We start from the raw sequence: 21,773 nt of genomic DNA on the forward strand, positions 1-21,773 counted from the left end.
GATGGCGATAGCGCTTGCGCATCGCCTCGGTCTGGTGCCCCATGAACTCATCGATGATCCGCTGGTCCACGCCTCGGGCAGCGAGGTTGCTTGCAAAACTATGTCGATACGTATGAAAGCCGATCTTGAACCAGTTCCTCCGGCTGTCGAGGCACCACGACGTGCCGCGCATCGGCTGCCAGAAGGCCCGGTTGGCCCGGTCGCTGGACAGGACTTCGAGCGCTTCGGCCTCGGAGATGACGAACTGGCCTCGCGGTCGGCGGTCGCGCCAGGCGAGCAGCTCGTCGCGGAGTTCCGGATGAAGGTCAATCCGCCGGGTCGACTCGACCGCCCGGCGCGACTGCTTGCGGCTGCGGGCGATGAGCGAGCCGCTGTCGAACTCGACGTCGGTCCAGCGCAACCGGAGGACCTCGCCGCGTCGCATGCCGGTGTAGGCCGGCACGGCATGCAGCAGATAGCCGAAGTCGTCGCGGGCCCGCTCGCGGATCAAGGCCAGCAATTCCGCAATCTCGGAAGGGGCCAGGAATAAGCAGTCCCAGATCTTGCCCTGTTCCTCGGGAGACAGCCCCCCGCGCCGGAGGATCGCCTCGATCTCCCCGGTCGTCCGGAAGGGGGGGAGTTCCAGTTCCTCCTTGATCGGGGTCAGGCCCGAGGCCGGGGAGCTGTCGAGGTGCCCCTGGGCGGTGACCCACCGGAAGAACTGGACGATCGTGTCCCGTTCCTTGTGAACGGTGCTCGACGAACGCTCTCTCAGCCGGACCTGGAGAAATCGTTCAAGGTCCCGGTGGGCGATCCGATCGACCGGGGCCTCGGAACGAGGGCCGAGGTGCTTGATCAGGTTCCGGAGATGGATCCTCTCGGTGTAGAGACTTGACGGTGCCTTGTGGGTCTGGGAACCGAGGTACTCCTCAAACAGTGCTTGCACGCTCGGTGCGCGCCTTCGGGCTCGGTGGGGTGCCTCGACGGTGCCTCCGCTGACGATGAAATCCCCGGGGTCCACCCCGTCGGGGACCCGGATCAGCCCGGTCGTCAGCCCGTGCAGGATGCGCTCGACGCCATGCATGGCCGCACGAGCATCGGCCAGCCGGGTGGTCCGGAGCGACTTCTTAAATTCTTTGCCGTCATGGCGAAAACGGGCGACGTACAGGTCACCTTTCCGGCCGAGACTGGCCATCGACGCCTCCGACCTCAAGGAAGATCGGGGGGCCAATCACCGCAGATTGAGGCCCCGGGTGCCACGCCACACGATGCCCGACGCTCGCCGTCTGAGGCACTATTGCGGCACCCAGGTTCTATTGTACCGCCAACGTCGGCGGGATCAATCGTCGTAACCCCTTGGGAGACTTAATGCCGGAGACAGGACTTGAACCTGCACCCGCGATGAAGCGGACTAGCCCCTCAAGCTAGCGCGTCTGCCAATTCCGCCACTCCGGCTGAGTTGTTGAAATTTATCGTACCAGAGACGCCGCGTCAAGGGGGCGGCAGAGTTCGAGGGCCAGGAGACGAGACTCTCGGTCGTTCCAGTGAAGCCGATCGCAAGGCGTGGGTTGGGCCGGGAGGAGTTTGCGGGGAGAGTTCGGCCCATGAGACACTTCGATTGCCGTCGTTGGTCCGAGACGTCAGGCGGAAGATCAACGGAGCGGAGGAAAGCTGGTCGCTCGGGATGGAAAACGGCAATGAGGTCAGGCGTTCACCTGGAGCGATGTTCTTTTGGGGAAAGAGGGAGTGCAATGCGTCACCGTGGAGCATCCAAGCAGCAAGGCTCGACCGAGGGAGCGTCGCCGCGGAAACACCTGGCTCCCAGGAAAGTTGTTCCAGCGCGGTGCTGAGTCCAGCTCGCTCTTCGATCCGGGCGACGAGCGTTGACAGTTCTGGTCCGTACTCCTTGACGACGACATCAATCGCCACATGAGGATGCTTCTGAGGAACAAGAAGCACCGTCAGTTGGGGAAGGGCCGCCGGATCGCAGTGAACCGCAACGTGTCTTGAGGTCCCGGAACTGAGCGAGAGCCTGAGATACTGGCTACTCGTTCCCTCCAGAGAAAAGAATTGCTCAGGAGTCTCCTCATCTACCACCGCAAAGCGAACACCTCCCATCGGCCAGTCGCCGAGCGTCCCGAGCAGGTGGAAGCGTTCTCCACAATCACGCGGAATCCCAAGGCTTTCCAGGGCGTTGGTGATTGTCCAGCGGCGATACAATTCGTGGAACGGTAGACCGGCCGCGCGCTCCAGATTGGCGATACCGACTTCTCCCTGGGTGCAGAGACGTAGAAGGAACGCGTCGCCAATTGTCTCGGCACACCAACGAAGAAAGAGGTACGACGCCCCTCGGTTACCGTGGCTTCGGAACCGCCCGGGGCGATGTTCGTTCTCGACGATTACGCAGGAGCGATTCGGTTCCGAGAGAAACGCGCTCACTCGGTAATCGAGATTCGAGGTCGACTGGCCGACAATCTCCTCGCACAGGTGAGCCATCGCCTCGTCCAGCCACGACTCCTCCAGCAGGGAACCACCCTGCTCCCGACGTCGCGACTCAAGGACGGCATGCGCATATTCATGAGCAAGAACTGTTTCCAGATAAGGGCCGGCCTGGAGTTCCGCGTTCAGGTAAATCATGTCGGCCCGATTACTCAGCGGGCGGGGCAGGTCGTGGTCAAGATCGCTCGCCCGAAAGTAGCCGTCAACATGTGAACCCTGGGGAAAGGGAAGGCTGATCCGTCGGGAGAGTAACACGGTGAACCGCCCGTCGCGATCGACGTCCAGCGCCGTCCCGATCCGGGTTTCGAGCCGAGGATGAATCCGTCGATCGAAGCTGGTGACAAGGGTTCGAAGCACGTCGTCTCCCACCAGCGCCAGATCATCGTCATCCACGAACACCTGAATGCGTTCCCCCACGGCGCGGAGCCGTGCGTCGACCAAGTCATAATGACTCGGAGATCGGGGATCGCCCGGTCGGACTCGGACGGAGAACCCTCTTCGGAGCATGGGATGTCCGGGCTCGGCAGGGCGATTGTTCCGGAGCGTTTCGTCAATCAAGGCGCTCGGAGACAGGGCGATCGGTCGAGCGAGGTCTTCGATCGGAATCTCGGCACCCATTGATCGAAGGTCTAGCAGGCCAGCCCCCTCCTGATCGGGACTCAAGGAACACCGGGCTGCAAAGGTCCCCTCAGTGGCCAGCGCCGAGACGATGAGCACCACCTCGTGATCAGAGAATTCCGGGGGGAGCTCGAACGTGGCAACTCCTGCTCGAATCGGCACTTCGAAGGCCTCGATCGCCTGGCCTCCCGGAACCCCTGGAGCCGGTTGTCCTTCGACAGCCCCTCCCATCAGGATCGTCCCGAGCATCGCGATCAATCCGGGGATCGGCACGAGAGATCGCCCCCTGTCCAACTCATCCCGGCTCGAAAGCATCGACCGTAATCCCCTGCGCCGGAATTCAACCCAATCATTCGAGACGGATCAACTCCAGAGGGAATCGACCAGCGGAACCTGACGACTTCACCGGATTTGACGGATTCTCGGGATCGCGAGAATCGACCACTTGTTCTGGATCGTTCCCCGATCACCAGTTCGGCGCGATCAGTCCACAGGCGTATGGGCAAGCCCTGGAAAGCCGATCGATCCACGAGTAAGGTACGAACCAAAGGTCACGGTCTGGTGAATCTCGGTTGGGAGAGTTCCTCCGAGTCCTTGGGTCTGCCCCTCGGCGTTCGATGACCTGATCACCGCCTCGGACGATCTTCCCTGAGGACCACAACGTGTTCCATCTCAGATCAAATTCGACACCGCACAATACCACCGGAGTCGCGTGATCATGATGCGTTTCCGAACGACGAGCATTTGGACCCAGTTGGCGATGACCGTTCTGGTCTCGCTCACGACGAGTGATTGTGGGTCGATTGCCGTTGCGAGCGACGCGGCGAAGGCCGACCGCCCGAACATCGTCTTCATCTTCTCTGACGACCACGCTTATCAAGCGGTCAGTGCCTACGGATCGACGATCAACCAAACCCCTCATATCGACCGCCTGGCCAACGAAGGCATGCGCTTTGATGCCTGCCTGGTCACGAACTCGATTTGCGGTCCCAGCCGAGCGACCATTCTGACAGGAAAATATAGTCATCTGAACGGATTCTATCAGAATGGCGACCGCTTTGACGGCTCGCAAACGACCGTTCCAAAGCTGTTGCAGGAGGCCGGCTATCAAACAGCCCTGTTCGGGAAGTGGCACCTGGCCTCCGACCCGACCGGCTTCGACACCTGGCACATTCTGCCGGGGCAGGGGGCCTATTATAATCCTCCGATGATCCGCAATGGCGAGCGCGTGAAGCACGAAGGCTACACGACCGACATCATCACCGACCTGACCCTTGATTGGCTGAAGAACGACCGCGACTCCGATCGACCCTTTCTGCTCATGACGCAGCACAAGGCCCCGCACCGGAACTGGCAGCCCGGGCCGAACCATCTCAATGCCTACAAGGACGCCCCGATCGCCGAGCCGCCGACTCTGTTCGATGACTACCAGGGACGTGGCACCCCGGCTCGGACGCAGGACATGACGATCCGGGACACCCTGACCCCGAACGACCTGAAGTTCACCATTCCGAACAACCTGACCGACGACCAGCTCGCGCTTTGGAACGACGCCTACGCGGCCGAGAACGCCGAGTTCGAACGGCTCGGCCTCTCGGGAGACGACCTGGTGCGCTGGAAGTACCAGCGTTACATCAAAGATTACCTCCGTTGCATCGACTCGGTCGATGAGAATGTCGGCCGGTTGCTCGACTACCTCGACGAGTCGGGGCTTGCCGAGAATACGATCGTCATTTATGCGTCGGACCAGGGATTCTATCTGGGCGAGCATGGCTGGTTCGACAAGCGATGGATGTACGAGGAGTCGCTTCGCACCCCGTTCCTCGTCCGATGGCCGGGAGTGGTCGAACCGGGATCGACGAACGATCGCCTCGTCTCGAACCTCGACTTCGCCGAGACGTTCCTTGATGTCGCCGGTGTCCCGATTCCCGACGCGATGCAAGGGCGAAGCCTCGTCCCGCTGCTCAAGGGCGAGACACCCGACGACTGGCGGTCGAGCTTCTACTACCACTATTACGAGTTCCCCGCGGAACATTCCGTCCAGCGGCATTACGGGGTGCGGACGGATCGATACAAGCTGATTCATTTCTACAGCCTCGGCGAGTGGGAGATGTACGATCTCCTCCGCGATCCGCACGAGCTTCGGAGCTGCTACGATGACCCGCAATATACTGAGGTTCGCGAGGAGTTGACGGCCGAGCTTGCCCGGCTCCGCGAGGAGCTGGCCGTGCCGGACGACCTGCGACCCAACGACGTGCGGCGACCCATCGAGACCAATCCCTAACCTGCATTGCGGAACATCCCTTGAGGAGTTTTTCGGATGAAGATTGGAACACACGTGCTGAGCATCACCCTTGGATCGCTGGCCCTGGTCGGCACTCTGGGGATGTCGAGTCCTGAGGCAAAGGGAACCGACGAGCCGGTCTTGCGGGCTGGCCTGATCGGGCTGGATACCTCGCACGTCATCGCCTTTACCCGGGTCCTGAACGCCGAGGAGGCCGAAGGCCCCCTGGCCCGCGTCAAGGTGGTGGCCGGCTATCCGGGAGGGAGCCCCGACATCGCCTCCAGCCGGGACCGGGTCGAGGGCTTCACCACGCAGCTCCGCGACGAGTACGGCGTGGAGATTGTTGATTCGATCGAGGAACTGCTGGAGAAGGTCGACGTCGTTTTCCTCGAAAGCGTCGACGGTCGTCCCCACCTGGAACAGGCTCGCCCAGTGATCGCCGCCGGCAAGCCGTTGTTCATTGACAAACCCCTGGCCGGTTCCCTGGCCGACGCGGTCGAGATTGCCAGGCTGGCCGAGCAGGCGGGCGTCCCTTGCTGGTCGTCGTCGAGCCTTCGGTTTCAGCCGCAGATCGAGGCTGCGAAGGAGCTTGAGATCGTCGGGACATTCACCTACGGACCCTGCTCGCTGGAGGAGCACCACCCCGACCTCTTCTGGTACGGCGTCCACGGCGTTGAGATGCTCTTCGCCCTGATGGGCCCCGGCTGCGAGACGGTCAGCCGGGTCCACACCGACGGGACCGACGTGGTCACTGGCGTCTGGAAGGACGGTCGGGTCGGCACCTTCCGGGGCATCCGAGACGGCCGGGCCGGCTATGGTGCCACCGTCTTCGGCAAGGAGAAGATTGAGACGATCACCGTCGGCGGCGGCTACCAGGCGATGCTGGTCGAGGTATGCGAGTTCTTCCTCGACGGCGAGCCGCCGGTCCCGCTGAAGGATACGGTCGAGATGTTCGCCTTCATGGAGGCGGCCGACGAGAGCAAGCGCCAGGGAGGCGCCCCGGTCTCGGTCGTCGACTACCTCAAGGAGAAGGAGACCGAGGTTGGAGTCAGGGCGGCCAACCGAGCCCGCGAACAGAAGTTCCGTGCCCAGGGACTGATTCCCTGAGCACCATGTCTGGATCATCAGAGGAACGACGTGACGGCGTCGTTCTGATGGGTCCTGCCGGCGGATCGGCTCAACTTCGATCCGCCGGGGGCCGATTGAACTGGTCAGGTCGATCGTTTGCATTATGATGTCCGATCGGCAAGAGACAGGGATGGTCTGCGCCGAGGTCGCTCGGAGCGCGGCCTCGGGGTTTTTGGTTTCCGCGTGGGACGAATCGCCAGGAGGGCTTATGCAAGGGGCACGCGATCGCGTCGCCTCGGGGCGACGCCGGATGGTCGGGATCGTCTCGGTGTTCTTCTTCGGGCTGCTCATTGTCTCGGGCACCGAGTCCCCGCTGCGGGGCCAGTCGACCAGTGAGTGGGTTGAGGCCGTTTTCCCCGAGCGAAGCCACAACTTCGGGACCGTGGCCAAGGGTTCGGTGCTTCGACAGCACTTCAAGATCATGAACCGGACGAACCGCGAGGTCCGCATCTCGGGATGGAAACCGATGTGCGGTTGCACGGATGTGAACCTCGGGGCCCAGGCGATTCCTCCGGGGGCTCAGACCACGCTGGAGGTCGTCTTCGACACCACCAAGTTCTCCGGCTACAAGGCCACGGGGTTAACCCTCTACCTCGATCAGCCCAGCACTCGCACGGTCGACTATTCGCTGACGGCCTTCATCCAGGATGAGATCGAGGTCAGTCCCGGGGTGCTCGACTTCGGTGACCTGAAGCGCGGGGCGACGGCGGAAAAGGTTGTCACGTTGCGATACCGAGGCAACCAGAAGGACTGGCGCGTGATCGACATGAGGCACGCGAACTCGTCCTTGACGGCGGAACTGCAGGAGGTACCCCGATCGGGCAAGGACGGCGTCGAGTATCGCCTGGTGGCGCGGCTCGATCCGAATCGGCTCCGCAACGGCAACTTCCGGGATCAGGTCACGCTGGTCACCAACGACGAGCAGCGGAAGACGATCCCGCTGTCAGTCGTGGCCCGGGTCTCGTCGGAGGTGGCCCTTTCGCCGGCGGTCCTGAACCTCGGTTCGGTGCGAGCGGGCCAGCGGGTCGAGCGGACGGTCTTGCTCCGAGGGTCCACCCCCTTCCGGGTGATGGAGACCAAGGCGGTCGAGGGAGCGATTGCCGTCTCAGGAGAGGCGGCTGATACGAGCCGCCCGTTGCATCAGATCAAGGTGGCGATCGAGACGCCTCCTTCCACGACCGGGGCGTATCATGCGATCCTGGAGATTGAGACCGATCATCCCGACGAGCCGCCAGTGCGCTTGACTGCCTTCGCGACGGTCGTCCCCTGATCACGAGCCCGGCATTGCGGACCCGATCGAGCGAGGATCGGGTCCGCCCCAGAGCCACCATCGCGTCGGAATCATCACGGAGGTTGCACCCATGTCGCTCGTCCAATCGCAAACCTGGCTGGCCGAGTCGCCGGCCTCGACCGAGGAGATGGCGCTGGTCGTGGCCGATGCCGGGTGGCACACGACGGCTAACCTGTTCCGGGCGATCGACCGGCCCAACGTCTCCTCGCTCCTGCTCCAGTGCTGCGACGTGGCTAACGCCAGGACCAAGGGGATTCCCATCTGGCGATGGTGGGGGAGTCGGCCCGAGCCGATCGGTCCGAAGCAGTGGAGCCAGCAACTGGTGCTGCCGCCGGGGTGGATGAAGCGGTATCCGAAGATCGGGATGAAGCCGATTCAACGGGCGATCGACCGCTGGAGACGATCGCTGCCCTTCGACGGTCCGCTCGCGCTGGTGATGACCTATCCGCATTACCGATACCTCCGCGACCTGGTGCGGCCCGACCTGCAGGTCTACCTGAACCTGGATGACTACGCCCTCTACTGGCCAGCCCAGGCCGACGAGGTCAGGGCGTTGGAGCGACAACTGGTGGCCGAGGTCGATTTGACCGCCTGTGTCGCTCAGGCGAGGGCCGAGTTCCTCCGGTCGGTCGTGCCCGAGGCGGCGGCCCGCATCCGGCATGTGCCGCACGGGACGCCCGAGGCCTTCCTGTCGCAGGAGGTGACGGGCAAGGCCGGTCCAGCGCCGAGCGATCTGGACCACCTGCCGCGCCCGTTGCTCGGGTATGTCGGCGGGTTGGAGGACCGGGTGGACTGGCCGTTGCTCATCCGGGTGGCGGAGGAGTTCCCCGAAGCGTCGATTGTCCTGATTGGGAAAGAGCCGAAGGATGAGTCAGGCGGTTGGTACGAGTCGGCCCGGCGCTGTCTGGCGTTGCCGAACGTCCATGCGGTGGGATTTCGGCCTCAGGAGCGGCTTGGCGAGTACCTCAGGAGCTTCGATGCCTGCCTGATTCCGTATCGGGTGGATCATCCGTTCAATCAGGTCTGCTGCCCGACAAAGATCATGGACTTCATGGGGAGTGGGCGGCCGATCGTGGCGACCAATTTGCCGGAGTGCCGGCTGTATTCCGGGGTGATCGACGTGGCGACCGACACGGACGACTTCCTCGGCGCGATTGCCTCGCTCAGTTTCCTCCAGTTCGACGACGGCCGGGAGTGGCGGCGGCTGGAACTGGCCCGGACCAACTCGTGCCGCCGGGTGGTCGGCCGCCTGCTCGATGCCCTTCGACCGAACCTCGCCGAACCGATCGGGATACGCCCGCGATCGGCCGGGCTGGCCACTTGACTTTGCGGCCCCTGCGTCGGATGTTTGGAACCTTCATACCCTGAAGGCCCCGGTCCCTGGTGCGCCTCGACCACCCGAAACGAATCGGACTCAGTCTATGGAATACGGCACGTTGCTTCTGTTTGCCCAGGAGGCGAACCTCGCAGAAGCCCCGGACTTCTTGACCAGAGTTGCTCTGGAATTCAAGCAATTGTTGACGGTCTGGGGCGATCCGAAATACTGGCCCTTGATGGTCCTGTTCTTCCTGGAGTTTGCGATCTGGGGAGCCTGGATCGTGGTACTGGGGAACTACCTGAATGCGAAGGGGTTCTCTCGGCCCATCATCGGCCGGATTTACGGGACGATGCCGCTGGGGGCGATCTTCTCGCCCTTGATTGTGGCGACGGTCGCCGACAAGTACTTCAACACGGAAATTGTCATCGGGGCATCGCATCTGATTGGCGCGGTCCTGTTGATCGTGCTGGCCCAGATGAAGCGGCCGGCGACCTTCTTCTGGGTTGCCCTGGTTTATGCGTTGGTCTATTCGCCGACGCTCTCGCTGGTCAATGCGGTCGCGTTCACGCACCTGCCGAATCAGAACCTGTTTCCGTACATCCGGGTGTTCGGCACAGTCGGTTGGATTGCCGCCGGGCTGTCGCTGAAGCTGCTGCTGAAGCCGGATCGGCCGGTCGATAACAAGCCGCTCTTGCTGGCGGGAGGGCTCTCGCTGGTCCTTGGGATCTACACGCTCTTGCAGGTGCCGGAGACGGTCCCGCAGGTCGACCCCAATGCCGGGATGTTGCCGATCGTCAAGGCCCTGCGGATTCTCGTCGAGCCGAGCGCGGCGATCTTCTTCGGCGTGACGTTGATTGTCTCGATGGCGATGGGCATTTACTTCGCCTTCGCGGCCCTGTTCATTGAGCAGCAGTCGGGCGTTCGATCGCAGAACGTCGGGCCGATCATGACGCTTGGCCAGGCGGTCGAGGTCTTCTTCATGCTGGCCCTTCCCCTGGTGATCAATGACCTCGGCATCCAGGCGGTGCTGTTGATGGGGGTGGCGGCCTGGTCGTTGCGGTTCGGGTTCTTCTCGGTGGCGGGTCGTGGGAAGTACTTCCCGCTCGTGCTGCTGGGGGTGGCCTTGCATGGGCTCTGCTTCGACTTCTTCTTCGCGGCCGGGTTTATCCACGTCGAGAACCTCGCCGATGAATCGATCCGGGCGAGCGGGCAGGCCCTCTACGGAGTGGTGGTCTACGGGCTCGGCATGTACCTCGGTACTGAAATGGCCGGTTGGCTGAACCAGCGGTACACAAAGGAAGAGGCCCCGGCGATTGCGGGAGAGCCTCCGGTTCGTACGACCGACTGGCGGAAGTTCTGGTTAATTCCCTTTGTCGCCGTCACGCTGGCGATGCTGGCCTTCATCGCCTCGATGTATCTCGTCGCCGAGCCGGCACAGCCGGAGATCGACCCCGACGCCGAGCCGGCCGCCGTCGTCGAGGGGGAGGTTGAGACGGACATCATCGCGGTCGAGCCGGCCGTCGAGGAAAGCCCGGTCGAGGTCGAGGAGACGCCCTGATTTCCGGGCGGATTGCTCGATCATCTGGGGGTCATGGACTCCCGGAGTGATGGGCGAGGTGTGAGTCATCACGGGCCGAGACTCGGGCAATGCGGTTGCCTGGGCTCGGCCCGTGGTCGTTGGCACGGGGGAACGGGAGGGCGGACGCTCGGATTCAGCGGTGGGGGATGGCACAGAGCGGGGCGAGGGTGCGCCCGGGTGCGCCGAAGGGTGCGCTGACGGGGTTGAGGAGGCGAGCGGAGATCGTGGCGAGGCCTTCTGGTGCAAGTCGTTTTCAGGTTGAGGGTTGAGGCGAGGAATCTCGTGAGGGTGGTTCGGCGGGTTGGCTTCGTTCCGGGGCGGTGCGCTCGGACTGAGGGGGATTGAATCGGCGGGGGTGGGGACGGCGGTGACGGGGTCGCGATACCAGCCGGCGAGCGAGGAAGAGGAGGTGGCGCGGGGGCCTGACTGGCGTTCCTTCCGGGCGGCTTCGGCGGCACGACGGTTCTCGGCGCGGATCTTCATGATCATCTTGAGGTTGCGGTGGTAGCTCAGTTCGGCCTCGCGTTCATAGCGGTGGGCCGAGCGGGCGGAGCGCGACTGGCCGGCATCGGCGAGGGCGGCCAGGCGAACGGCCTCACGCTCGGGGCCGTCGACGGTCTGCCAGAGTTCGTCGCGGAGGGCATGGAGGCGATCGAGGCGATCGGCGATGAACTGGTGAAGGGGAGCGAGGGAGGCTCGATCGGCCTGGCCTTGCGGGGCGGTGTGGTCATCGCCGGGGTTCAGAAGCAATCGGAGCCGATCGGCGAGGGGCGAGGACGTCTCGGTTGCGTCGGTCGAAGTTCCGACCAGAAGGAAGGCTTGGGCGGTTTGCTCGGCGGTCCAGGGACGACCGGCGGCCAGCGGAGCGTCGAGTCCTTGCCAGTGGTGGATGAGCCAGTCGCAGCCGAAGGCGGATTGCTCCAGGGTGTTGAGGGTGGAGGCGGGATGCGTCCGAAGGCGCTGGGCCTGGCGTCGGAGGCGTTTGCGGCGTTTTTCGTCCCAGTTGCGGAGGGCATCTCGGGTGTCGCCGTCCAGGCGGGACTCGCGGGCGGCCTCGCAGCGTCGGAGGCGGACCCGGGCGACGGCGGTGCGGCGGACGAGATCGGCCTCGACGATGTGGTCGGGGGTGAACAGCTCGCTGAGGGCGTCGAGCGACTCGGCCAGGGCGGCGCGTTCGTCGTCGGTGACGACCGTCTCGGCGGCCAGGCCGTGACGCAGCCGGTTGCGTCGGGAATGGTCCTTGCCCTCCGGCGTGATCGGGCCGGTCGAATGGAGGGCGTTGAGCCGGTTGGCGGTCGCTCGAAGTTCGGACGAGTTGAGCATCGCAGGAGACTCCCGGTGCGAGGGCGAGCGGTCTGGTCAGGGAGGAGGTTTGGGTTGTTGGAATGGGAGGGGAGGAACATGCCCTTCTCGATAGCATCGAGAAATTGAGGGGGTTTAGTCACAAAATCTGGGGAATTGGGGGTGGAGTGGGTGGTGAACGAGGAAGGGGAGGCCGGGCCGTTGGCCTGGTGTCGGGACGACGACGGGCCCCGAAGACGAAGCGGATGCCCGGCGAATCCTTTGAGAGAAGCGTCACCTGAACCCCTCGTGACGAGGCTCGCCCCAAACACCACCTGCACTGTCTTGGGGACCGGAGGAGGGCCGGGCATCAGGTGATTGAACGGGGGTTCTCGATCAATAACGGGGGCTCGGGATCGAAGATCCTTGAAAGCCGATCGATCGAGGTATCAGGAATGGGCCGGCGGCGATCGGGCGGACGTGATCCGAAGATGAACGCTGCGAGCAATCGAATCCCGAGGCAGGGGAAGGGGAAGGGCAATGGCCAGATCGCCGGAGAATTTGAGGGACGGGATCCGATTTCTGGATGAAACACCCGAGCCGGTCGAGCCGACGCCGCCGCAAGCCTCGGGAGGCAAGCGCAAGAAGAAGGAATGGCCGGTGGGGCTGATCGCCTTTCTCGCGGTCGTGACGGGCGGCATCGTGTGGAAGATGGCGCAGGACGACGAGATCGCGGTGCGGGAGGTGTATGAGGAACGCTTCGAGGTCGACGACGCGCCGAGGATCGAAGTCGACGCGATTCAGGGGTCGGTGCGAGTCCGGAGAGGATCGGACGGGATGGTGGTCTGCCGGGTGGAAACCGAGGGGCGAGGGATGACACCGGGCGAGGCGGGCCGGTCGCTCGGGATACTCAAGCCGGTGATGCGATCGACGGGAGATGGCGTGTCGATCCGGATCGGGGGGATGGAGTCACGCGGGCCGATCTCGGGAGGAGTGGCGATTCGCCTGGAGGTGCCGGCCGACGCTCAGGTGCGGGTGATGACCGACCAGGGCTCGATCCGCGTGTCGAAGGTGCGAGGTTCGATCGCCGCCCGGTCGGGGCTGGGGAAAATCGAGGTGGAGGGAGCGTCGGGGCCGCTGGTCCTGGATTCGAAGAACGGCTCGATCGAGGTCGAGGCTGAGCAATCGCTGGTGCTGGCCAGCACGTCGAACGGCTCGATCGAGTTTGAAGGATCGCTGGCGGAGGGGACCTCGCGGTTTCGGACGAGCAACGGGTCGGTGTCACTGGAATTGCCGGAAAATCAGGCGCTGATCGTCGACGCGAAGGCGGGCAACGGCCGGGTCTCGTCGGACTTCCCAATCGGTCGGGTTCGGAGCGAGTCGGGCGTGATTCCGGTTGGGTTCGACCCGCAAGCGCTGGGGATCGCCGGGGTCGAGATCCGGACAGGGAACGGGTCGATCCGAGTCGAGAAGGAGGAGGACTAAGGGATCGCGGAGCAGAGCGAGGGGAGCGACGTTGAGAGGAGGAAGCAACTCGCCGAGCGGGTTTCGGCCGAGGGATCGACAGACGGTGAAGCGGTTTGGCCGGCGCCCCGATCGCCGGCGAAAACGGCCTGGAGACGGGGAGCGGCAGTCTTTCCAGGCGAAGGGTTTCGGCATAGAGTAAAGGGCGGAGCTTTTCCGGACCCGAGCGAGAGAGGTACGCGCCGCGATGAAGATCATCCTGGCCAATCCCCGCGGATTCTGCGCGGGCGTGAACATGGCCATCGAGAGCCTGGAGCGATCCCTGGACCTGTTCGGGGCACCGCTGTACGTCTACCACGAGATTGTGCACAACAAGCATGTGGTCGAGCGGTTCAAGGACCGCGGCGTGGTGTTTGTGGAGACGCTGGCAGAGGTTCCCGAAGGCTCACCGGTCCTGTACAGCGCGCATGGCGTTTCGCCGCAGATTCGGCAGGAATCGCAGGCGAGGAACTTGCGGGCGATCGACGCGACCTGCCCCCTGGTGACGAAGGTGCATCTGGAGGCGGTGAAGTACGCGAAGCTCGGCTACACAATCGTCCTGATCGGCCACGAAGGGCACGACGAGGTCATCGGCACGATGGGGGAAGCCCCCGAGCAGATGATTCTGGTGGAGTCGGTCGAGGATGTGGAGAAGCTCGACATCAACCCGGAAAAGATCGCGTACCTGACGCAGACGACCCTGAGTGTCGATGACGCGAACGTGATCATCAGCGCCCTGCGGAAGAAGTTTCCTCAGATCGCCAATCCTCCGAAAGACGACATCTGCTACGCGACCCAGAACCGCCAGGACGCGGTGCGGAAACTGGCCTCGAAGGCGGATCTGGTGCTGGTACTTGGCAGCCAGAACAGCTCGAATAGCCTGCGGTTGGCGGAGATTTCGACGACGATGGGGGTGCCCGGCCACCTGATCGACGGCGCGGCCGAGATCCAGGACGATTGGTTCGAGGGGGTCGAGACCGTCCTGATCACCGCCGGGGCGAGCGCTCCGGAAGACGTCGTGCAGGAGTGCATCACCTACCTGCAAGACCGCTACGGGGCGACGATGACCGAGGAAACGATCCGGGACGAGGACGTGACCTTCCCGTTGCCGAAGACCCTGCGGCAACTACTGCCGGAATCGGCCTTGAAAGTCGTTCGCTGAGTGAACCCAGCGTACTCGACCTTCCCCTCTCAAATGATGCGTTGCCTCTTTGCCTTGGGTGGCCCCGGTTGCTCGTCAATCGGGGTCGCGGAGCGACGAGCGGTCTCGGTGCGGCCTCCCGGAGCCTCTTGCGGCTGCGCCGCCCCGGTTGGCGAGCAACCGGGGCCACCCAGCGGGGGACCGGTTCCCGGGTTCTGTCCTGCGCTGGCTCGGGGTTTCGGGGCGGTTACGAGGTGAACCGAGAGGGAGCGGTGGGTGGTTCCTCCGATCCTGGCCAGGGCTCGACGGCCACGGGCTGGCCGGACTCGACATCGAAGAATCGGACATCGAGGGAGTCGAGGTCGAGCAGGGCAAAGGTGCGCGAGGTCTTGACCACGGGCATCGAGACGAGCGAGCCGGGGTTGACGATGAGCTTTTGGGCCGATCGGTAGCACATGGGCTGATGGGTATGGCCGTGGATGATGATGTCGGCATCCAGCGAGGAAAGATAGCCGTCGAGGATCGACGGGGGGTGAGTTCTGGGGGTGATGAAGTCCATGTCTCCACGAGGGGAGCCGTGGACGACGACAATGACGCGCCCGGAGCGATCGAAAACGAGGCTGGGCTCCAGGCGGTCGAGCAAGACTCGGGTTTCGGGAGACGGAGAGCCACCGCCGAATTCATCGGGCTCGTGAGGAGGGCGCTCGATGGCCCAGCGGTCGTGATTGCCTCGGACGGAGGGAATCTGGTGCTCGTGGAGGAAGGCGACGACGCGATCGGGGAACGGGCCGTAGCCGACGAGGTCGCCGGCGCAGACGATCGAATCGGCTCCCAGGAGGGTCAGGTGCGCCCAGGCCAGTTCGAGGGCGATGGGGTCGCCGTGGATGTCGGAGATCAGGCCGAGCTGGGGCATGGAGCAGGAGTTTCGCAAAGGGAGTCGGGGGAGTCTCAGGCGTGGTCGAAGGGAACCTCGTGGTAATCGAGGGCCCATTCGCGCATGAAGCGAACGCGGTCGGGTCGGATGCGGTAGATGATCAGAGCGGGGTTGTCGATCGAGCCGAGGTAGTTGCGGAGCAGCGGGTTTTCGTTCCAGATCTGTTCGAGCAGGGGGCGGTCGTCGAGGACCTCGGCCACGCCGGTGATGCGGACCTGATCGTGGCGGGGGTCGAGATAGCAAAGCTCGACGTGGGGGTTGGCGGCGATTTCGGCGGTCTTGTGATAGTCGCGGAGGTTGGCGACGTAGACCGTGAAGCCGTCGGTCCGGACCGGAGAGACGGGCCGGAGCCGGGGTTGGTTGCCATCGAGGGTGGCGAGCATGGGAAACTTCGCGGCCAGCATGACCGCCTGGGCCAGCTCGGGCAGGCGATCGGGGTCGATCGGCTCGGGGGCGGGACGAGACATGACGCGACTCCGAACGGGGGGCGAAGAGGCGAATCGACGGGGTTCGGGAGCATCCAGTGTACCCGATCGGCCCTGAGAATCACGTCGAAGGCCCCTTGATTGGACGAGGGATCGACGGCAGCTTAGAGGGTATCCGGGGGGTCGGGGTCATCCGGGTGGGATGATCGGCCGCCCCGGCGGTCTGGTGGATTCGATCCGGACCGAACCGCTCTGCTCTCGGAGGAACACGACCATGAGCCGATGCGCCGCGACCGTCCTCGCGCCGCTGATGGCCGCCTTGACCCTGTCTCTGGCCGTTGCCGAACGAGCCGATGCCGAGGGGCCGTTTCCCGATGCGAACCTGGATGCCGCCGTCCGCAAGGCCCTGAAGCAGGGACCGGATGCGGAATTGACCGATGAGACGCTACGGAATCTTTACATTCTGGAAGCCCCCGACCGCGAGATCGCCGATCTGACCGGGCTGGATCGCTGCCCGAATCTGGCGTTGATCAACCTGAAGAACAACGCGGTGACCGACCTTGCCCCCCTGAGCGGGCTGGCGAACCTGCAATCGCTCGACCTGTCGGAGAATGAGATCACGTCAATCGAAGCGCTCAAGGGATTGGAGAAGCTGCAATATCTGGAATTGAGCAACAATGCAGTGGAATCGATCGAGCCATTGGCGGGCCTGGTGAACCTGCGATCGCTTTATCTCTCGGAGAATGAGATCAAGGAGATCGGGGCGCTTGCGGAGCTGACGAAGCTGTCGTCGCTGTATCTTGATGGCAATGCGATCGCGGATCTGGCGCCGCTGGAGAAGGTCACGCGAGTCTCGACGCTGGATTTGAGGGGAAATCAGATCGAGAATCTGGCGCCGTTGACCTCGCAGACGGATGTGAGAATGCTGTTCCTGGAAGGGAACCCGATCAGCAGCCTTGAGCCGTTGATCGGCTGGGCGAAGACGGATGCGGAGGGATCGAAACGGTTCGCGCCGTATCTGGAACTGTACCTCGGAGGGCTGGAGGTTCCCGAGGAACAGGTGGCCCAGTTGAAAGAGGCAGGGGTTCGGGTCCACCAGGGCTGAGCCCCGACCGGTGGGATCAGCGAGACGCCTCGACCCCGACCTGGCGGCACATGGAACGCAGCGGGCAGGCCGAGCATTTTGGTCGGCCCGCGGTGCAGAGGAACTTGCCGAAGGGGACGAGGCGCTCGTTGATCTCGATCCAGTAGCGTTTCGGAAGGACCTGGGCGAGAGCCTCGGCGGTCTTCTCGGGGGTCCGGGTGGCGACATAGCCCCATCGATTCGTAATGCGATGCACATGGATGTCCACGCAAATAGCCGGTTGGCCGAACCCGGTGGCGAGAGTCAGCGCGGCGATCTTCGGGCCGACGCCTCGGAAGGCGGTGAGTCCTTCAAGGGTGTCGGGAACCTTCCCCTGATGCTCCTGAAGAATACGACGGGCGATTTCCTTGAGGTCGCGGGCCTTGACCTCCCGAAAGCCGACCCCCTGAAGCAGCTCGACGAGTCGAGCGTCGTCGAGGGCCAGCAACTGCTCGGGGGTGCGGGCCTCGGCAAAGAGGCGAAGGCAGGCGACGAGGGTCGTCTCATCTCGGGTGCGGACGGAGATCAAGGCGCCGACGAGTTGCTCGAAGGGGGAGTCGAACCCTTGCTCGCGCAGATCGAACATCGCGGCTTTCGGAAACGGGGCCACGGCGCGGCGGAGACGACGGAATACCTCGTCGATGTCAAAGGGCTCGGAGGACGGGTCATCCATGCGGGGATCTCGATTTCAAGAGTGCAATCAGCGGTGCGTGGTCGGTGAGAGGAGCAGTCGGGGCCGGATTGTAGGCTCGATTGCCGCGAGGCTATGATAATGGAACCTTGAACATTGACGCACTGATCCTTCACGAACCTCGACCGAGACGACCCTTCATGCGATGGCTTGCTGCTTTGGTGTGCTGCGTGGGCTTCGGGCCGATGATCGACGAACCGACAGACCGCGCCGAGCGTTCGGAATCGATCGCCTGGCCCGCCGGGCCGCTGGAAGTGAGAATCGTGTCTCCCGAGCCGGTCGCGGCGTCGAGCCTTTCGGGAATCGAGGGTCGACAGATCCCGTACCAGTCGGGGGGGATGGACTCGGAGCAGGAGGGGGAGAATCCGCTGGGTCAGGTGCGCATTGCCGGAGTATCGCTGGCGGATGAGGGGCGCACGCTGATCTTGCTGACCGATCCGCACCCGGCCGAGGCGACCTATCGGGTCGAACTGCCGGAAGGGCTGGGAAGCATTGCCTACGACCTGACCGGAGTCGAGGCCATCTGGACACCCGAGACGCGGTCAGACTCCGAGTGGACGGGATGGCTGCCGGAGCTGGATCTAGAGGCTGCCCGAAGTCGGCTGGCGGCGTCGGTCGAGCATGAGGAAGCGTTCGGGCGGATGAGCCGTGCGGGATCGCTCACCTTGCGGACCTTGCTGGCAATGCCCGACGGGGAAACGACGGTGGTGATCCAGGCCGATCGGCCCTTTGAGGCCGAGCTGATGTACGTTCCGCTTGAGGTGGATGCCAACCACCGGGCTGAGCAGGTCGTCGATCCCTTCGGAGAGCCGGTTGAGCTGTTCCTGACTGTGCCCACCGGCCCGGACTGGGACGGACGATTGCCAGAGTTGACCGTCCAGGTTCTGGCCGACGGGGACGACGCGCCAAGGCCGATCGGCCGGTCGGATCAGATCCTTCCGTGGGCACCGGCGCCGATCGCAGCCCCCAGCGAGTTGCCGAGCCTTCCGGAGAATCTGGCGGGGGGAGACCCGAGCCGAGGGGAAACGGTCTTTTTCGGTGAACAAGGGAAATGCGCCGATTGCCACCGCGTGGGTGATCGGGGAGGGCAGGTCGGGCCGGATCTGTCGGACATCGGCAAACGGTTCTCGACGGCGGAAATTTATCGAGAGATCGAAGCACCAAGCGCGGTGATTGCTCCGGACTATCTGCCGTATACCGTGGCGATGCGAGACGGTCGGGTTCTGGTGGGAGTGGTGCGGGCCGAGGGGCTGGATCGGCTTCGGGTGGTGGGAGCGGACGCGGAGGAAGTGGACCTGAGCCGTTCGGAGATTGAGGAGATCCAGCCGGTCTCGACCTCGATCATGCCGGTCGGTCTGGCGGGGGCCCTTGGACAGCAAGATCTTCGGGATTTGCTCGCGTATCTGGCGGCGCGTCGAGGAGAGTGAGGCCACCGGGGGATCACCCGGCGGGACATGCTCGGTCAACGAGGAAGGGAGAGGCCATGCGGTTTATCGTTCTGACGATCGGAGTGGTCGGGGGCGTGGCGGTCTGGTGGCTGCTCAGTTCCCAGGCCGGCATCGATGCCTCGAACATCGAGCGCGAGGTGGGGGCCGACGCGACCGTCATCGCCACGGTGGAAGACCTGGCAACGCAAGCCGAGCAAGCGTTTTATCAAGGGGATTACACGCGAGCCGCTTCGATTTATCGCTCAGTCGTTCATCAGCAGCCGGGCAACGGTCAGGCCTGGGCCCGCCTGGCTCACGCGACGCACGAACTGGGTCGGTACGAGGAGGCGCTGGAACTGCACGACAAGGCCGCCGGGTTCGAGGAAAACCGCGCGACCTCGCAATTCAAGATCGGCTGCGCCCTAGCTCAACTGGGTCGAACCGATGAGGCGCTGGCGGCGCTGGAGGAGGCGGTCCGATTCGGCTACCGAGATCGCTCGTGGAGTGAACAGGAAGGGGACCTGGAATCCCTGCGGGGTTCGGATCGGTTCGCTCGGCTCCTGAATCGCATGGGGCCCCCCCCCGAGGGGAAGGGAGAACTCGATTTCTGGACGGGTTACTGGATTGCCCGAGATCCGGAGAGTGGCAGGCCGCGCGGGCACCTGAGCCTGCAGCGCGTCGAGGGCGGGCATGTCTATCAGGAACAATGGAGCGAGTACGCCGGTCATTCGGGGCGAGGGATGCTCTACTTCGACCCGACCGATGGGCTCTGGTGCCTGGATCGGGTGGATAACCAGGGACGGATACAGAAGCTCCGGGGTCAGCGGGAAGGGGATTCGCTGGTGCTGAGCGGCACCTTGATTCACCGCAGCGGCCAGGTCCAGCCGCTCAAAGTCGTTCTGGAGCAGAACTCCCGAGGAGGGGTCATGATGGTTTCCCAGGTTTCGGAGGACGACGGGGAGAACTGGCTTGCGTTCTCTGAAACCCTCCTGAACCGGGATAACCCGATGTGGGTGGGACGGGGCCGGTAACGCTCGAATCGCCTGACCAGACCGCCCGCGGCCGAATCGCGGAGTGGTCGGAGCCGAGCCCGACGGCCGGAACGACACGAGCGAAGTGCGATGGCACGATTGCCTGGAGGGGATGCCGCATCGCGAGCATGGTCGTGGATCGTTGCTTCAACCAGTCGGTTCTCGAAGAAGGGACGCAAGTTGAGCCGGGGCGCGAGTCGATGCAACACGAGGAAGCAGGAGGACTGACCGAGTCGCGTTGACGGGGGTAGGGTGATGGGCTATGGTGCCGATCCCGATCCGACAGGCCGATGGCGAGCCGATGATCCCGAGGCTCGCCCGGAGCCGGGGACCTCAATCACCTCTCCGGTCCATCGGCGTGCAAGGAGGCACCGGATGGCCACCGCTCTGGACGCGACGACGCTGGCACCGCCCAGCGATGCCCTGGCCTTCGCCCGCGATGTGCTGCGCCTCGAATCCGAGGCGATTGATCGCGTCTGCGATCAGCTCGACGAGGTCCTCGTCGAGGCGGCCGATCGGATCTTTCGATGCCGGGGCAATGTCGTGGTAACGGGCATGGGCAAGGCGGGCCTGGTGGGCCAAAAGCTGGCCGCCACGCTGGCCTCGACCGGAACGACGGCATTCCCCTTGCATCCCGGCGATGCCGTGCACGGCGACCTGGGGCGCATTCGATCGGGCGACCTCGTGCTCGCGCTCTCGCAGAGTGGCGAGACGGAGGAAGTGACCCGGTTGATCCCTTCGATCCGGCAGCTCGGGGCGGGGCTGATCGCCCTGACCGCGAGTCCGACCAGTACCCTGGGGCGAGGGGCCGACCTCTGCATCACACTCGGATCGATTGCCGAGGCGTGCCCGCTCGGTCTGGCCCCGTCGGCCAGCACGACCGCAATGATGGCCGTGGGAGACGCACTCGCGCTGCTGGTCAGCCGGATGCGGTCCTTCGGTCCGGACGACTTTCTCCGCTACCATCCCGGCGGCAGCCTGGGGCGCAAGCTGAGCCGGGTTGCCGACCTGATGAGGACCGGCCCGCACGTTCGGACGGCTCGGCCGGGCGAATCGGTTCGAGCGGTCTTCGTGCGGCTGGGCGGAGCTCGGAGACGGAGCGGGGCGGTGCTGGTGGTGGATGAGGCGGGGGGATTGCTTGGCATTTTCACCGACAGCGATCTAGCCCGGCTCTTTGAGCTGAGGCGAGAGCATTGGCTCGACCGGGAGATCCGTGAGGTGATGACGGCCGATCCGGTGGTGGTGTCGGTCGATGCGACCATTGCCGAGGCGGTCGAGTTGCTGCGTTCTCGGAAATTGAGCGAGTTGCCGGTCGTCGATGCGGAACGGCGGCTGGTGGGACTGGTGGACATCACCGACCTGATCGGCCTGGAGGCCGACGACCTCGAACCGTGAGGCCGCCGGATGCCGGAGCCGTCCGTCCTGACCCAGTGCCAGTTCCGGGGGTGCCGTCCGAAGTCGCTTCGGTGGTGGCGGTGCCTTCACGTTGAGTCATGGGTTCGCGTCGGCACACCCGGGGGC

Annotated in this window: 16 protein-coding genes and 1 tRNA gene; 11 read left to right on the forward strand and 6 right to left on the reverse strand. The window is 64.2% G+C overall.

From position 1 onward, the window contains the following. From GA615_RS04605 to GA615_RS04615, 3 genes are all read right to left on the reverse strand, one after another. Positions 1 to 1,174: tyrosine-type recombinase/integrase (locus tag GA615_RS04605; protein ID WP_152050106.1), on the reverse strand; the 1,174-nt coding region annotated here is incomplete at its 3' end. 174 nt (positions 1,175 to 1,348) lie between these two features. Continuing rightward, positions 1,349 to 1,434 (reverse strand) — tRNA-Leu (locus tag GA615_RS04610). Positions 1,435 to 1,470: 36 nt separating this feature from the next. Beyond that, the gene (locus GA615_RS04615) at positions 1,471 to 3,345 is read right to left on the reverse strand and encodes a hypothetical protein (RefSeq protein ID WP_152050107.1); all 1,875 of its coding nucleotides are present in this window, start codon (positions 3,343 to 3,345) and stop codon (positions 1,471 to 1,473) included. 511 nt (positions 3,346 to 3,856) lie between these two features. Between GA615_RS04615 and GA615_RS04620 the strand changes: the two genes are divergently transcribed. The 7 genes from GA615_RS04620 to ispH all read left to right on the forward strand — a co-directional run bounded on the left by GA615_RS04620 (position 3,857) and on the right by ispH (position 14,642). Continuing rightward, positions 3,857 to 5,380 (forward strand): sulfatase family protein, encoded by a 1,524-nt coding sequence (locus GA615_RS04620; protein WP_201750115.1) that lies wholly within the window; start codon positions 3,857 to 3,859, stop codon positions 5,378 to 5,380. A 36-nt stretch (positions 5,381 to 5,416) separates the two neighbouring features. Next, positions 5,417 to 6,487, forward strand: a complete 1,071-nt coding sequence (locus GA615_RS04625) for a Gfo/Idh/MocA family protein (RefSeq protein ID WP_152050109.1) — start codon at positions 5,417 to 5,419, stop codon at positions 6,485 to 6,487. 151 nt (positions 6,488 to 6,638) lie between these two features. Further along, positions 6,639 to 7,778 carry a DUF1573 domain-containing protein gene (locus GA615_RS04630; protein WP_161602170.1) on the forward strand — a complete coding sequence of 380 codons (1,140 nt, stop codon included), beginning with the start codon at positions 6,639 to 6,641 and terminating at the stop codon, positions 7,776 to 7,778. A gap of 91 nt (positions 7,779 to 7,869) precedes the next feature. Continuing rightward, on the forward strand, positions 7,870 to 9,123 hold the full coding sequence (locus GA615_RS04635; protein ID WP_235905085.1) for a glycosyltransferase: 1,254 nt from the start codon (positions 7,870 to 7,872) through the stop codon (positions 9,121 to 9,123). 97 nt (positions 9,124 to 9,220) lie between these two features. After that, positions 9,221 to 10,675: an MFS transporter gene (locus GA615_RS04640; RefSeq protein ID WP_161602171.1), complete on the forward strand. Its 1,455-nt coding sequence runs from the start codon at positions 9,221 to 9,223 to the stop codon at positions 10,673 to 10,675. 1,842 nt (positions 10,676 to 12,517) lie between these two features. After that, the gene (locus GA615_RS04645; RefSeq protein ID WP_152050112.1) at positions 12,518 to 13,462 is read left to right on the forward strand and encodes a DUF4097 family beta strand repeat-containing protein; all 945 of its coding nucleotides are present in this window, start codon (positions 12,518 to 12,520) and stop codon (positions 13,460 to 13,462) included. A gap of 226 nt (positions 13,463 to 13,688) precedes the next feature. Then, positions 13,689 to 14,642, forward strand: coding sequence for a 4-hydroxy-3-methylbut-2-enyl diphosphate reductase (gene ispH, locus GA615_RS04650; RefSeq protein ID WP_152050113.1), 954 nt, complete (start codon positions 13,689 to 13,691; stop codon positions 14,640 to 14,642). A gap of 226 nt (positions 14,643 to 14,868) precedes the next feature. On the opposite strand, the gene GA615_RS04655 is transcribed toward ispH, so the two are convergent. Together GA615_RS04655 and GA615_RS04660 are read right to left on the reverse strand one after the other, a co-directional pair. Continuing rightward, positions 14,869 to 15,534 (reverse strand): metallophosphoesterase family protein, encoded by a 666-nt coding sequence (locus GA615_RS04655; RefSeq protein ID WP_152050114.1) that lies wholly within the window; start codon positions 15,532 to 15,534, stop codon positions 14,869 to 14,871. Positions 15,535 to 15,569: 35 nt separating this feature from the next. Next, positions 15,570 to 16,022, reverse strand: coding sequence for a pyridoxamine 5'-phosphate oxidase family protein (locus GA615_RS04660; protein WP_152050115.1), 453 nt, complete (start codon positions 16,020 to 16,022; stop codon positions 15,570 to 15,572). 232 nt (positions 16,023 to 16,254) lie between these two features. Between GA615_RS04660 and GA615_RS04665 the strand changes: the two genes are divergently transcribed. Then, a complete protein-coding gene (locus GA615_RS04665; protein WP_161602172.1) occupies positions 16,255 to 17,085 on the forward strand; it encodes a leucine-rich repeat domain-containing protein in 831 nt (276 codons plus the stop codon). A 16-nt stretch (positions 17,086 to 17,101) separates the two neighbouring features. Here GA615_RS04665 and GA615_RS04670 read toward each other — a convergent pair whose 3' ends face one another. Then, positions 17,102 to 17,776: an endonuclease III domain-containing protein gene (locus GA615_RS04670; protein WP_152050117.1), complete on the reverse strand. Its 675-nt coding sequence runs from the start codon at positions 17,774 to 17,776 to the stop codon at positions 17,102 to 17,104. 158 nt (positions 17,777 to 17,934) lie between these two features. Here GA615_RS04670 and GA615_RS04675 point away from each other — a divergent pair, with 158 nt between their 5' ends. The 3 genes from GA615_RS04675 (at position 17,935) to GA615_RS04685 (ending at position 21,647) form a co-directional block, all read left to right on the forward strand. Beyond that, positions 17,935 to 19,221 (forward strand): c-type cytochrome, encoded by a 1,287-nt coding sequence (locus tag GA615_RS04675; protein WP_152050118.1) that lies wholly within the window; start codon positions 17,935 to 17,937, stop codon positions 19,219 to 19,221. Positions 19,222 to 19,277: 56 nt separating this feature from the next. Next, positions 19,278 to 20,252, forward strand: a complete 975-nt coding sequence (locus tag GA615_RS04680) for a tetratricopeptide repeat protein (protein WP_152050119.1) — start codon at positions 19,278 to 19,280, stop codon at positions 20,250 to 20,252. Between the two features lie 375 nt (positions 20,253 to 20,627). After that, positions 20,628 to 21,647, forward strand: a complete 1,020-nt coding sequence (locus GA615_RS04685; RefSeq protein WP_152050120.1) for a KpsF/GutQ family sugar-phosphate isomerase — start codon at positions 20,628 to 20,630, stop codon at positions 21,645 to 21,647. Positions 21,648 to 21,773 lie beyond the last annotated feature (126 nt).

The organism is Tautonia marina (genome assembly GCF_009177065.1).
In the GTDB taxonomy this organism is placed as follows: domain Bacteria; phylum Planctomycetota; class Planctomycetia; order Isosphaerales; family Isosphaeraceae; genus Tautonia; species Tautonia marina.

Excerpts from the sequence above, each read along its gene's own strand:
- GA615_RS04615 (WP_152050107.1), bottom strand. The coding sequence starts at position 3,345 with ATGCTCGGGACGATCCTGATGGGAGGGGCTGTCGAAGGACAACCGGCT.
- GA615_RS04620 (WP_201750115.1), top strand. The coding sequence starts at position 3,857 with ATGACCGTTCTGGTCTCGCTCACGACGAGTGATTGTGGGTCGATTGCC.
- GA615_RS04625 (WP_152050109.1), top strand. The coding sequence starts at position 5,417 with ATGAAGATTGGAACACACGTGCTGAGCATCACCCTTGGATCGCTGGCC.
- GA615_RS04630 (WP_161602170.1), top strand. The coding sequence starts at position 6,639 with ATGGTCTGCGCCGAGGTCGCTCGGAGCGCGGCCTCGGGGTTTTTGGTT.
- GA615_RS04635 (WP_235905085.1), top strand. The coding sequence starts at position 7,870 with ATGTCGCTCGTCCAATCGCAAACCTGGCTGGCCGAGTCGCCGGCCTCG.
- GA615_RS04640 (WP_161602171.1), top strand. The coding sequence starts at position 9,221 with ATGGAATACGGCACGTTGCTTCTGTTTGCCCAGGAGGCGAACCTCGCA.
- GA615_RS04645 (WP_152050112.1), top strand. The coding sequence starts at position 12,518 with ATGGCCAGATCGCCGGAGAATTTGAGGGACGGGATCCGATTTCTGGAT.
- ispH (WP_152050113.1), top strand. The coding sequence starts at position 13,689 with ATGAAGATCATCCTGGCCAATCCCCGCGGATTCTGCGCGGGCGTGAAC.
- GA615_RS04655 (WP_152050114.1), bottom strand. The coding sequence starts at position 15,534 with ATGCCCCAGCTCGGCCTGATCTCCGACATCCACGGCGACCCCATCGCC.
- GA615_RS04660 (WP_152050115.1), bottom strand. The coding sequence starts at position 16,022 with ATGTCTCGTCCCGCCCCCGAGCCGATCGACCCCGATCGCCTGCCCGAG.
- GA615_RS04665 (WP_161602172.1), top strand. The coding sequence starts at position 16,255 with ATGAGCCGATGCGCCGCGACCGTCCTCGCGCCGCTGATGGCCGCCTTG.
- GA615_RS04670 (WP_152050117.1), bottom strand. The coding sequence starts at position 17,776 with ATGGATGACCCGTCCTCCGAGCCCTTTGACATCGACGAGGTATTCCGT.
- GA615_RS04675 (WP_152050118.1), top strand. The coding sequence starts at position 17,935 with ATGCGATGGCTTGCTGCTTTGGTGTGCTGCGTGGGCTTCGGGCCGATG.
- GA615_RS04680 (WP_152050119.1), top strand. The coding sequence starts at position 19,278 with ATGCGGTTTATCGTTCTGACGATCGGAGTGGTCGGGGGCGTGGCGGTC.
- GA615_RS04685 (WP_152050120.1), top strand. The coding sequence starts at position 20,628 with ATGGCCACCGCTCTGGACGCGACGACGCTGGCACCGCCCAGCGATGCC.